The sequence below is a fragment of the Methanolobus sp. genome (assembly GCF_016278365.1).
In the GTDB taxonomy this organism is placed as follows: Archaea; Halobacteriota; Methanosarcinia; order Methanosarcinales; family Methanosarcinaceae; genus Methanolobus.
The window spans coordinates 323,575-336,450 of sequence record NZ_JADQBZ010000008.1 but is presented as its reverse complement, the minus strand read 5'-3'; the positions used below and the strand labels follow the sequence as shown (position 1 = coordinate 336,450).

At 43.7% G+C, this 12,876-nt stretch carries 9 protein-coding genes; 2 read left to right on the top strand and 7 right to left on the bottom strand.

Annotated elements, in window-relative coordinates; all coding sequences use genetic code 11:
* Positions 1–834: 834 nt before the first annotated feature.
* The 3 genes from eif1A to QZZ22_RS10155 form a co-directional block, all read right to left on the bottom strand.
* On the bottom strand, positions 835–1,176 hold the full coding sequence (gene eif1A, locus QZZ22_RS10165) for a translation initiation factor eIF-1A (RefSeq protein ID WP_292464804.1): 342 nt from the start codon (positions 1,174–1,176) through the stop codon (positions 835–837).
* Between the two features lie 273 nt (positions 1,177–1,449).
* The gene (locus QZZ22_RS10160) at positions 1,450–2,745 is read right to left on the bottom strand and encodes a DEAD/DEAH box helicase (protein ID WP_292464479.1); all 1,296 of its coding nucleotides are present in this window, start codon (positions 2,743–2,745) and stop codon (positions 1,450–1,452) included.
* A 251-nt stretch (positions 2,746–2,996) separates the two neighbouring features.
* On the bottom strand, positions 2,997–3,740 hold the full coding sequence (locus QZZ22_RS10155; protein ID WP_292464478.1) for a class I SAM-dependent methyltransferase: 744 nt from the start codon (positions 3,738–3,740) through the stop codon (positions 2,997–2,999).
* A gap of 113 nt (positions 3,741–3,853) precedes the next feature.
* Here QZZ22_RS10155 and rsgA point away from each other — a divergent pair, with 113 nt between their 5' ends.
* Together rsgA and QZZ22_RS10145 are read left to right on the top strand one after the other, a co-directional pair.
* A complete protein-coding gene (rsgA, locus tag QZZ22_RS10150; RefSeq protein WP_292464477.1) occupies positions 3,854–4,951 on the top strand; it encodes a ribosome small subunit-dependent GTPase A in 1,098 nt (365 codons plus the stop codon).
* A 164-nt stretch (positions 4,952–5,115) separates the two neighbouring features.
* A complete protein-coding gene (locus tag QZZ22_RS10145; protein WP_292464476.1) occupies positions 5,116–6,024 on the top strand; it encodes a S16 family serine protease in 909 nt (302 codons plus the stop codon).
* 233 nt (positions 6,025–6,257) lie between these two features.
* Here the strand turns inward: QZZ22_RS10145 and mtaB are convergent, their stop codons facing one another.
* The 4 genes from mtaB to mtaC (QZZ22_RS10125) form a co-directional block, all read right to left on the bottom strand.
* Complete coding sequence (gene mtaB / locus QZZ22_RS10140) at positions 6,258–7,637, bottom strand: methanol--corrinoid protein co-methyltransferase MtaB (protein ID WP_292464475.1); 1,380 nt, start codon at positions 7,635–7,637, stop codon at positions 6,258–6,260.
* Between the two features lie 12 nt (positions 7,638–7,649).
* The gene (gene mtaC, locus QZZ22_RS10135; RefSeq protein ID WP_292464474.1) at positions 7,650–8,414 is read right to left on the bottom strand and encodes a methanol--corrinoid protein MtaC; all 765 of its coding nucleotides are present in this window, start codon (positions 8,412–8,414) and stop codon (positions 7,650–7,652) included.
* A 590-nt stretch (positions 8,415–9,004) separates the two neighbouring features.
* Positions 9,005–11,761 (bottom strand): PAS domain S-box protein, encoded by a 2,757-nt coding sequence (locus QZZ22_RS10130; RefSeq protein WP_292464473.1) that lies wholly within the window; start codon positions 11,759–11,761, stop codon positions 9,005–9,007.
* Between the two features lie 269 nt (positions 11,762–12,030).
* On the bottom strand, positions 12,031–12,795 hold the full coding sequence (gene mtaC / locus QZZ22_RS10125) for a methanol--corrinoid protein MtaC (protein WP_292464471.1): 765 nt from the start codon (positions 12,793–12,795) through the stop codon (positions 12,031–12,033).
* Positions 12,796–12,876: the final 81 nt, after the last annotated feature.

Below are 12,876 nucleotides of genomic sequence, written 5' to 3'. Positions count from 1 at the left end.
TTAATACTAAATATTATTATTAAAAAATACGAACAAATTGTATTTAAATTTTTCGATTTGATCTTGAAATTTTTTAGACAAAAATCGATTTCCTGCAACGGCTCGATTACTATAAACAAATGCAGTCTCGTTATTCAAATCTCAGCTAACTATACTTCCCCATAACGTTTCCCATAGATGTTTTATGATTTGATACATTGTGCTGTATACTATCTCCAACTTTCAGGAACAAAATGACATCATTTTCAAACACTTTCAGGTTCAAAATCTCACTACTATGAGGTCATTCAAAAGCACTTGAAGAAATATATGCTAAGTATGTCCATTTTGTGACCATATCTACAGATATTGATGTGGCAAGTAGTCCCGTGTATCAGCAATTGAAGGAAAAATGCGAGACTGAGAGGGCTGCAAAGGAGTACCTCATGAGAGAAATATCTGAATTCGAGATTATTAAGGAAGAGATTAAAGAATCCAAGGAAAGCTTAGAAAAATTCTAGAAGCAAGTTGAGTCTATAATTCAAATAGACAAACTCCCTTAAAAAGATAAACAATATAAATCAAAACATCAACTATAAGATATATTCCTAAAACAACAGGGTACATTTCATTTGGATTATCTTTGGGACACGGATTTCACATGGGGGATTTCTAAACCAAGTCTTTCCGGAATCCGTGCTCATCTATATAAATGAATGTCTTAATGAAGTATTTTGAAAGAATGTCTAAAAAGTATCAGTCTAAATGAAAAAAGAGCAGGCTTTTAAATCAGAAATCCAGCATGACGTTCTAGCAAAAGTCACGAAAGAAATTAAGAAATGAAGGCTCATCTCTTTATTTAAGATATCCCTTATTCTCAAGCCAGTTGACCTGCGGCCTGGTGTATTTCCATACGACGTCAGCCTTTTCATCCTGGAATGACCATGGGGTCACTATTACAATGTCTCCCTCATGAACCCACATTCTCTTCTTCTTTGAACCGGGGATCCTGCCCATGCGAACCGTACCATCCATGCACTGCAATCTCACCCTGCTTGCTCCCAGCATACTGGAAACGGTAGCCAGAACTTCATTCCTGTCTTTACGCGGTGTCCTGACACGAACAACTTCAGGAGCATCCCCGGGTCTTCCACTGCTTACATTACTTTGTCTTTTCCTACTGTTATAATTAGCCAGATTAATTCCTCTTTATTGTTTGCTTAGTGCGTGTTTTGCTCGTTCTTTATTAAAAAAGGAATGTTCAATGAAATGCCATTACACAAAAGGTGCAAAACACTTGAAATCCTATTCAAATAAAATCGGTTTCGGGTCTCTGTTAAATTGTGGCCATACATGGCCGTATTTAAGGCCTGTAAGCTCTCAAGTTTAAACAAACTATGTTGTTCACTATATATAACTTGAACCGTATGACCAAATTAACGCCGGTATGAAACCGGCATATTCCAATGATTACTTATTATCTTCGGCAAGCCTCATTTTCACAAGTGCTGCGGCAACATCCACAGATGTATACTCTCCTTCCGTTATACTCTCGACCCAGTTTATATATTTGCCAATATGACCCGAATCGATCGTATCTTTGACCTTCTGTGCCAGCATATTAGCCTTTATATCCTCGGCATCACTTCTTGTAGGCACTTTTTGGCTGAGTATTTTCACATTGGTATACTTCTGGATGCTTTTCAGCTTGTATATTTCCCTGCCGGTAACAAATGTGAAAGCTCTTCCCTGCCTTCCTGCTCTTCCGGTTCTTCCTATACGGTGGACATATGATTCTTCATCCTGGGGCAGATCATAGTTAAAAACAACTTCTATATTCTCCACATCTATTCCACGGGCAGCCACATCAGTAGCAACCAGGGTCTCGATGTCCCCTTTCCTGAAACTGGCCATGACTCGTTCTCTCTGCTGCTGCTTCATATCACCATGAAGGCCATCTGCCAGGTATCCTCTTGTCTTGAGAGTATCGACCAGTTCGTCAACCGCTCTTTTTGTGTTACAGAAAACCAGGGATGATTTAACATCATAGATATCGATGAGCCTGCAGAGTACCTCTGGTTTTGCATGGAACTTCACTTCGAAATAAGACTGTTCCACGTTGGGAACTGTAACTTTCTTGTGAATGGTCTTGACAAGCTGAGGGTCCCTCTGGAACTTTTTTGTCAGTTTCATTATCAGTGAAGGCATGGTTGCCGAGAACATGATAGTCTGCCTGTCAGCAGGCACCTTGGTCAGGATCAGCTCGATATCCTCTCTGAAACCCATGTCAAGCATCTCATCTGCCTCATCGAGAACTACCATTGCCACGTTCTCAAGATTGAGTGTCCTGCGCTCGATGTGATCCATAACCCTTCCGGGTGTCCCTATGACGATATGGACTCCCCTGCGCAGGGCCTTGATCTGCCTTTCAAGACTCTGTCCGCCATATATAGGCAGTATTCTAAGTTTCTGATATGCAGAGAGTTTGGTCAGCTCATCTGAAACCTGATTTGCCAGTTCCCGTGTCGGGCAGAGTACGAGGACTTGCACATCACTGAATTCCGGATCCACCAGCTCAAGGGCAGGGATACCAAAGGCTGCTGTCTTCCCAGTCCCTGTCTGTGCCTGTCCGACCACATCCTTACCTTCCATTATTAATGGGATTGCCTGCGCCTGGATAGGGGTCGGTTCTTCATAACCGATATCCTTAATGGCATTTAAAATACTTTGTGAAAGATTAAGTTGACTGAATGTTATAGATTCCATTTCATAAATTCCTTTAGTGGTTAAGTGCTAATCCTTAAAGTGCAGCGTCCAGGCGATGACCTCAAGGATCGTTCACCTGCCAGCATATCATTTTTAAAGTCAATGTTCCAAGTTGCTTTGTTGAACCAAAACAATAAAGAGCAATATCCCCTATAACAGCAACAAAGGAATTAAGTCTGTCGGTGGAATAAAGATAAATTCCGCTTTGCAGTACCCACTGAGCGCGGGGCAGGAGTGCATTCTATTTTGCGTTATTTTTGCATGATAAAGAACACATACCCGTACTCATCAGAATGTTCCCTGAAAACCTCTATCTCTTTTCTGGAGAACTCTATTACAGATTCGGCATCGGCATTGCCTTTGAATTTTCCTTCTATCGAATCAAGCCTTCTCTCAAAGTGGTCATAATAATCATCCCACCAAGCAGATGCAGGTAACCTGAAAGTATCAATCACGGTATAACCTGCTGCCACGATTTCTTTTTCAGTTTCAGGAATGCTCTTTATGTCGGGATAGGCTTCCTGCCAGAATTGCAGCGCCTCTTCTGATGGGTTTTCGGTAAACCAGGCAGCCTCTGTCAGTGCCATGAAACCGCCTTCTCTGAGGAAGCTTTTCCAGTAGTCAAGACCTTTTTCAAAACCTATGACAAAGATCGCTCCTTCGCACCAGATTGCATCGAACTCCTCATCCTTGAAAGGTAAATCGTTCATTGAAGCACATACTGTAGAGATCCTGCCGGATAATCCCTCTTCTGCCGCTTTTTCCAACAGCTTGTCCAGATATGGTTGGTAAACGTCAGCTGCAGTGATGTGACAGTCTTCACATATGCTCGCAAGATGAAGGGTCTGCATGCCCACACCGCATCCTATGTCCAGTATTCTGGCACCTGAAGGAAGAGGTCGAAGCAAGTCGAAGGCTTTTTCGGTACATTTGTTGCTGCCGGGACCTTGGCGTGGCAACTCCTCAAATATCTCAAAAATTACTGATTCGTCCATAGAACGCCATAAATTTTATCTGTTAAACATTTTGTGGTCCCGGATATTCGTTGAATTGTGGTTTTAATGTGTCTATCACAAAATATTTCTAACTGGACGGATAAGGGTTACTCATGAACTGGCAGACTTTACCTGAAATTCCCGGTCATGCTGACAAAATTGCAATCCCAGGATGGGATGAAGAACTAGGGTCCGCTTTTTCCGTATATAATGGCTCATACATACCCGGCAGGGTTGTATCAAGACATAAGACGGTGTGGGAGATTCTCATCTCAGGCACTACCATAAAAGCCGGGATATCAGGTGCGCTTCTGAAGTCCGGTAAGCAGCCAGCTGTGGGAGATTTTGTTGTTTTGCTGGACCAGGCCGGGCTGAATTCGTATATAATAGTCAACATATTGCCCCAAAAAACGTGCCTTTCAAGAAGTGATGCAGGAGACAGCAGTGAAGAACAGGTAATTGCTGCAAATATCGATACTATCTTTATCGTTACATCAGCAGGAAAAGATCTAAACCTGCGAAGGCTTGAACGCTATCTGACAGTTGTGTATTCCTCGGGAGCAAAACCTGTAATTATAATGAACAAGGCAGATCTTACGGATAAACCGGCTGAATCTGTTGACAGAATAAGGAATATCGCAGGTGACGTTCCTGTTGTTGCCATCAGTGCCCTTTCAAAAGAAGGGCTGGACAAACTTGAGGCTTATATTGCGCCAGGTCAAACTGTGGCACTCATTGGGTCATCCGGAGTTGGGAAGTCTACATTGATCAATGCTTTTTTTGATGAAGCTGTCCAGAAGACCAAAGATGTCAGGGAAGATGATGAAAGAGGCAGACATACTACCACAGTAAGGCAGTTATTCCTGCTTCCAAACGGCGGAGCAATTATTGATAATCCCGGTATCCGGGAGCTACAGCTAGGTGACAGTTATGAAGGTTTTGGGAAAGCCTTTTCCGATATTGCCGGAATAGCTGAGAACTGCCGTTTTAAGGACTGTACCCACAATCAGGAACCGGGGTGTGCAGTTCAAAAAGCAGTCATGGAAGGGAACATTGCAAAGGAAAGACTGGACAGTTACCGGAAATTGAATGCAGAACTTGCTTTCCAGTCTGAAAAATCAGAGATCGGTCTTAAAAGACTTGAAAAGAAAAAGCACAAAGGAATGCAGGTAAGTGCCAGAGAATACCGGGAATACAAGGAAAGACGATAGTTCCTGAGTACTATATCTGATATCAGGCATATATCCCCGCTATTCTGGAGGCCTTCAGACCGGATCACATTGAATTCACATCTTCAAACGCTGATTACTGCGTTTATCAGTATAAAGAATATGCAGAGAAACCGTAAATAGGAAAACGTACATACATACTTACAATGGGCAATAGGGGTATTGTGCTTTTACTTCTTGTTTCCCTGGCTTTCAATATGTATTTTCTCGGACCGGATACGATAACCGAGAGATTTGAAATGCAGGGGGATGAGTCATCTCAGCAAACAAATAGTGAACTGAGGGAACAGCTTGAGGAATGTAACCAGTCTTTACAGGCATGTGACTTGCAGCTTGAGTTTTACAGGGACAGGCTGATGGAGATAGAAGCAGGGGACGAGGAATGTCTCCTGACATTCCTGGGCAATGCTACTATGCAGGCACCTGCCGTCGTCCAGAGGATAGAGCTTATCGAAAGAGGGCCTTTTGTAAGGCAAACAGTCACAGAGGAAGGAGCCATGCTTGACGTATCCGTGGAGATGGTCCCTGGGAAAGGAAGGGTGCTGGTACAGACAGTGCCACTTATGGGTGTGGTATTCCAGGACACAGCAAATATAGCTGTCTCCCTTGCACAGGAGCGTACAGGTGCCAACCTGACACAAAGTGATGTCATCTTCAGTATAATGGCAACAGAAGAGATACCCGGAGTCGATGGACCAAGTGCCGGTGCTTTAATGACAGTTCTAATGATATCTTCCATCAACTCCGAGCAGCTGAATCCACTGGTGACGATCACCGGTACAATTGATGAACGTGGGAATGTGGGTGCCGTAGGCGGGATTATTGAGAAGGCACAAATCTCAAAGGAGACCGGGAAGGAGCTTTTCCTTGTTCCGGAAGAGAACCGGTTGCTTGAGATCTCCAGCGTTAGCGAGCGCAGAGTAGGAAGCATTGTCATCTCGGAAGGCGAAAGTGAAATGGTCGATGCCGAGTCATATATTGAAGAAGAGATTGGTATTGAAGTGCAGTATGTCAGTGATCTCGATGACATAATGGAATATGTTTTCGTAGATTAAAACATGGATATTTTCTATTGTGTAAAGTCAAAGGCCCTACAGGAAATCTTAGTACTTGCACAAGGCCATAATAATAATAATAATTGTGGAGTTGGAGGTAGAATTGATGGCGATGTGACCCTTTTCCTGCAAGGCCGATGAGTGTGATATCGTAATAGGTAATAGTGTTGTGAAATTTGACCTGAAATATAAAGGAAGAAGTTTTCCGAAGAAAACTTCTGTCCTTACTACATTTAGAGAGCGTAGTTCTCTGGCTTGAATACCTTTACTTCTGCCTTGTACTTCTCCATGCAGTCGCTCATGAACTTCTCTGAGTCTGAGGTCAGAGCTGCAAGTTCTGCGGCTGCCTTGTTGAGTGCATTGGTCTCGAACTTTGTCATCTCAAGACCCTCTGCGCCTGTCAGCAGGTTGCAGCATTCTGTTGCAGCGTTCTTTGCACGGAGGTAGATGTCGTTTCCGTCCTTTACGATTGCCTGTCCTACCTTGAATGCGTTGTCGTATGCAAGGATGTAGGACTGTGGGTCTCTGAACCTGTCGGATGCCATGAGGAGGTCCCTGAGGATCTTCTCATTACCGGACTTGAGTGCAGTGTTCATGAGTGCACAGTCGTAGCTGAGGGACTCGGACCAGCACTGTACGGTTGTACCACCGAACTCTGCGTGGTATTCAACGGACTCGTTGGACCATAGGTCACAGCACTGCATGATGAGGTTACCCATAACGTCAGAGTGTGCACAGGTTGAAGTCTTACCTTCGAATGCCATTGGCATACCGGTGATTCCCTTGATTATGATGTTCTCATAACCACAGTCTTTTCCTGGACCAGTTGCGCCTGCTTCGTATCCGGAGAGTGTCCTTGCACCTGCGAGTGACCTTGCGATGATCGCGAGGGTGTGTGCGAGGTTCTTGTCAAGGAGGCCACCTGCAATGAACATTGCAGTGTTTGCCTGTGCACAGTCTGTGTCACCTGCTGGAGTCACATTCTTCTGCTGTGCGACCTTTGCAATGCCCTGCCAGAGGTACTCCATATCCATGCTGCCGAGAACACCGATTGCGTAGAGCATGCCTGGGATATCGTTCCTGAGAACTGCGTAGTCGAAGATTTCCTTACCACCCATTGATTCAATGGAGAGAAGGTCTGCGCCTGCATCTGCTACTGCTTCGAATGATTCCATGACGACGTTGTACTTGTCGCCTCTGAGCTGGAGGAAGTCCTTGTCTTCTCTGATGTCACCAGGGGTGTGCCTGAGTGCGCACTTGATGCCATACTCTTCATGGTATTCTTCCATGATGGTCTTCTGTGCGTGTGCGACCTCTGCTCCCCATGTTGGGTTGTTGGTCATCTGCTGGACGTGCTCTGTCTCAAGTACTACTGATGGGAAACCGACCTGGACCATCCTTGCCATGATGTCCCTTGTGATTCTCTGGTACTCGTTAACGAGTTTCTCTTTTGTCTCTCCGGCTTCCGGTCTTGGAGCGTAGTTAACCTCGGCGGTTGTGTAACCTGCACCGATTTCCAGATCCAGACCTGCCTTTACAGGGCTCTTTGCACGACCGAATACCATCTCATCAGCATTGTTGTATGCCATTGTTGTGAATTTCTTGACTGCCATTTAGCTCACCTCTTAGTGTTTGTGGAATGTTGCTTTTAATTCTGCCAGGCTTTTTCCTGCCAGTATTGCATCTGCCATCTTTGGTGCGTCTGCTGCTTCTTCACCATATACTCCAAGCTCGTAGGTTGAAACGAAATCCTGGTTGACTGCTCCGCCACCACACTGGAATGGCATCCTGATGCCTGCTTCGAGGAGTCTGTCGTTAACTTCCTTGAATGCGAACATAGTGGTTGTCATCAATGCTGTACCTGTGAGCATCATTGGGCTTTCTTTCTTTACACATGCAATGACCTCGTCTACCGGGACGTCACGTCCAAGGTCGACAACTTCATAGCCGTTTGCCCTGAGAAGTGCTGCTACGATTGACTTTCCTATATCGTGAACGTCACCCTCGGCAACGTGGACAACTACCTTTCCTTTTGGCTTTGGTGATGATCCTGCTTCTGCTTTACAGAACTCGATACCTTCGAGCATTGCATCTGCGGACATCATGACGTTTGGAAGGAAGATTACACCCTGGTCGTACAGTTCGGTAACGACTTTCATACCGACCATCAGTGAGTCATCAATAAGGGATATCGGATCTTTCCCGGCTGCAATTGCTGCCTTGAGACCATCGATTACATCATCCTCTTCACCCTCGAATATTGCCTCTGCAATTGCACGGTTGAGCTCATCCTTTGGATAGAGTTCCGCTGCTGCATCTTCAGGGGTCATTGATTTTTCCATTTTAACGTTGTATCTTATGAGGATACCTTCTTTGTCTACTATTAACAATTCTATACCTCCTTCAATTTATTGATCTATTAGCTGAGCTTGAAACAAGCTCAATCCAATCTACACAATGGGTCCGTCTAGAACCTCCTTACTCAAAATCTTTTTTTAGTATATAAAGGTAGCGGAAGACCTATACTAATATAAAAAGATAATGCATCATACAAAATATCAATATTCTGATTGCTTTGTAATATATAATGCTTATTGTATGCTTTTTTTAGTTGTCATCTCTCTGTATACATAATAATTCACTTTTATTATATGGGAATGCTTTTATAGGTGCATAAAACCCGCATTATTATGTATGCATATTTAAACTAATACATTGCTTAATGTATACAATTTACTGTTTCTAGTAGTCAACCAGTCTATTGATGCGGTTTTGATGAAAACTGTAATTGCTATATGTAATATCAGACCAACTTTAAGAGAAACATTTATATTATATAATTCAAAGAGTCATTTCCAGCTCAAAAAAGAATTTACCCATATCAGGAAATCAGTAATATCGATTCTAAGAAAAAATATTTACTCTTGCAAAAAGTCAGAGCTGACTTAAAGTGAGCAAAAAAGACAGGAGATCTGCTATTCTAGATCTCTATCCTTGAAAGGCAAATTACGATGTTCTTATCATCCGACTGTCCCACAGTGCACCGTGTTTCGGCAGGGACGAGTTTTTTATATCTTGTCTCAAAAGGAATGTTATGCACAGACACCTTGCCTGCAATGAGATCAGCAATAACAGGGGCAGCTTCAAGCAGCTTGTTCTGCGGATGTAATTTAAGAATATTCATACCTTTAAGCTCTTCCTCTGTATAATCAAAGCACTTGCATGCAAACGGATTAGCATAAAGGATACAGCCATCATTATCAATCACAAATATAATTTCTTCTATCGTTTCAAAAATGACCTTTAGATTCTTCATATCCTTATGGGTGTCCACTTGTTCCCTCATACGCCCGATCATAGGACCGACTTGTGCAGCTATTATTTCAAGAGTGCTGCGGGCATTGAACGGGATCTCAAAAGAACTGTGGGATGCAAGCATCAATATGGCTACCAGCCTTTCATTGTGTTTTACGGGGATGATTGCCGTGGCTTCCAGTCTCTCGTTAATAGGCTTATTACCGGGTATCATGGAATTGAGTTCATAGTACCTGGTATAGAGAGGATACTCTGTCATCATTACTCGTTTATGTATGGAACCAGCCGGATGATGTCTTATGCTTTTTATAAAATCCGGCGAGAAACCTTTATGGGCAACAAGGTTAAGATCACCAGTGGTTTCATCGATGAGATACAAAGCTCCTGAATCCATATTCTCTACCTGGGTAGCTAGCTCAAGCAACTGGTTGAACATATCCCCCGGATCTCCTCCCGGGGTGAAGATCTCTCCGGGATCTGATACTATATGCATGAAGTTCTTCACGTTCTTGCGCTCGGTTATATCGACCACGATACCTTGCACATACTGCACGTTACCATCCGGATCACGCTTGACAACAGATCTTTCATCAACCCATCGCACTTCGCCCGATCTTGTAAGTATGCGGTATTCATAGGAGAGATTCTCCACGTCCCGGGACCATTGTTCAGTCTCGGTGGAAAGCCTGCTTATGTCCGACGGATGAACCACATCACCATACTGCAGTTTACCTGATATGAAGTCCTCGGCATTGTATCCAAACTGTGATATATTCTCTGATACAAATTCCACTGGCCAGTCGTCCTCAGGCTTCCAGAAGAAGATGACGGCAGGACTGCTCTTTATTACCGACTCCATTATTTTCTGTACTTCTATAAGTTCAAGCAACCTTTTTTCCTTATTCTTAAGGTGCGTAATATCTCTGATGATAGCCATGACAGCCGGTTTACCATCATTTTCTATTACTGAAGAGTTGATTTCAGCAGGAGTATTGGTCCCTTCCTTTGAAAGCAATTCTACTTCATATTTCATAGGAGTATCACGGTTCTTTTCCAGGCTCCTTCTGAACCTTTTCATCACCACACGCTTATAGTCAGCCTGGAGGAAATCCTCAAAGGGTCTCCTAAGCAGTTCTTCCTTTGAAAAACCGCTTATCTCGCAGAACTTCGTATTTGAGAATACCAGTACTTCGTCCTGCACAATTATAATGCCGTCATTACCTTTCTCAACAAGAGTGGAATACTTCTTCTCAGAATCTCTCAGCTCCGCTTCTGCACGTTTCCTATAGGAGATATCCCTGACATTTATCATCACTGAAGGCTGTCCTTCGTGGCTGATGAAAGAGAGCCCCATCTCAGCGGGCAGAAGGGCTCCGTTTTTTGTGACAAACTCTACCTCATTGTTATGGCGAAGGCTGCGCATGTCCTTAAGGACTTTCCGGAGTCTGCCTGAGAGCATCCGACGGTATATATCAGGGACATATTCTGTCAGCTGCTGGTTGTTAAGTTCCTCCCTGGAATAACCTGTAAGTTCAGAGAACTTACGGTTTGCGAATTTCAGTGTGCCTTCCTGAATAATGATAATGCCGTCATTGCTTTCTTCAACGAGTGTAGAGTACTTTTCCCTGGAAGCCTTAAGTTCAGCCTCAGATGCCTTACGCTCTCTTATATCTCTAATATTGAGCATTACCAAAGGCTTTTCTTCACATTTGATATATGAGAAACTGATCTCTGCAGGAAATGAATCGCCTGCTTTTGTGAGCATTTCCACTTCATTGTTGCGGCCGGGGTTTTTCATGTCCCTGAGGACCTTCTGAAGCCTCTTTGAAATCATTCGCTTATATGTCTCAGGTAAATGTTCCAGGAAATTTCTACCTGTATTTTCTTCTCCGGGGTAACCTGTCATTTCAGAGAATCTGGAATTTGCAAATACACAAACCCCCTCCCGAAGAATCACAATGCCATCATTGCCTTGCTCCACCAGATCAAAATAGTTCATATCACATAGACCTGGCTCACGCCGGTCATTCTGTACTGCGGCCTCTTCCACCTTAAGAATAATTCGCTGGACGGCTTTCCCATTGGCTGGAAGACTCCGGGCATGAAGTGAAAATGCTTTGCCCCCGGCAGAGGAATTGCAGGCTACCCTGAAGTCACCACAGGTAACGCCATTGAATGTGTCTTCAAGCAGTGGTCTTAGTTCCTGTATGTTCCATTGGGCTCTTCTTACAAAGGATAAGTCTTTTCCTAATAGTTCCTCTGGCCTTGCCTTAAAAAATGTATAAAAAGACTTGTTAGCATAGACAATGAGCAAGGTACTATCCAGTACGACAAGTGGTTCCTGTACCGTGTCAAGGATATCCCTGAAAAAGCTGTTTTCTCCGCTAACAAGATTATGTTCCTGCCGGACGGGTTCTGGCATATCCGGAACAATGTCCCTATTGAATGCATCTGTTGTTCTATATGCACTATTTTTGGAACTGATAGAGACATCTCCTTTTTTTGCTGCTTTTCCTTGGTTGTTTCTTTTGGCAGTATCAAAAATATTTAGCCAAAAAGAGAGATTAAATACTAGGTAAACAAATGTTAATTGCTCACATCTAATATAGGACGCTTCCTTCAATCCAATCTACACACACAAGGATCTGTCTTTGGATGTGAGCAACATTAAGTCCCGGTAACCTTTGATGATCAGTTCCTGTGGAACTGTTCCTTGAGATCCTCGATAGTTGCATTATTCAACACCTGATCGGCTATTTTTGGCACAATTGCCGCGTCATCGCAATAAACCCCGATATCATAACGGGTCACAAAATCCTGGGTCACGGCACCGCCACCGCAGATAAAAGGAATGTCAATGCCATTCTCATGAAGGCGGTCCTTGATCTCCCTGAAAGAATACATTGTAGTTGTCATAAGGGCTGTGCCTGTAAGCATGATGGGCCTGTGCTCCATCACCGCACTGATGACCTCATCTACCGGCACATCACTTCCAAGGTCTATGACCTCATAACCGTTGGACTTCAGGAATACTGTCAGTATCTTCTTGCCTATATCATGAACATCTCCTTCAACTACAAAGGATACGACCTTCGCCTTGAATTCATGGCTGCGGTCGGAGGCACGCTTGCAATACTCTATTCCATCGGTCATTGCCTGCGCTGATATCATGACATCCGGCAGGTAAAGCAATCCGTCGTCATATAACTTTGAAACGATACCCATCCCTGCCATAAGGGCATCATCTATCAGTTGAAGTGCATCTTTTCCCTGGTCCATGGCTTCCTGAAGGGCAACAAGCACTTCGTCCTCATCTCCCTCAAAAACAGCTTCAACAATATCACGGATCAGTTCATCTTCCGGGAAAAGTTCTCTTGCCACGTCGTCAGGAGACATCTCTTTTTCAAGTTTGACATTATATCTGATCAGAATGGAAGTGGGATTTATTTCAAGCATAAAGGCACCGTTTTTAACTTCTGTTCAATGTGTTTACTGGCGCACACTCAGCGGTAGGTAAATCAAATCTTCTAGTATATA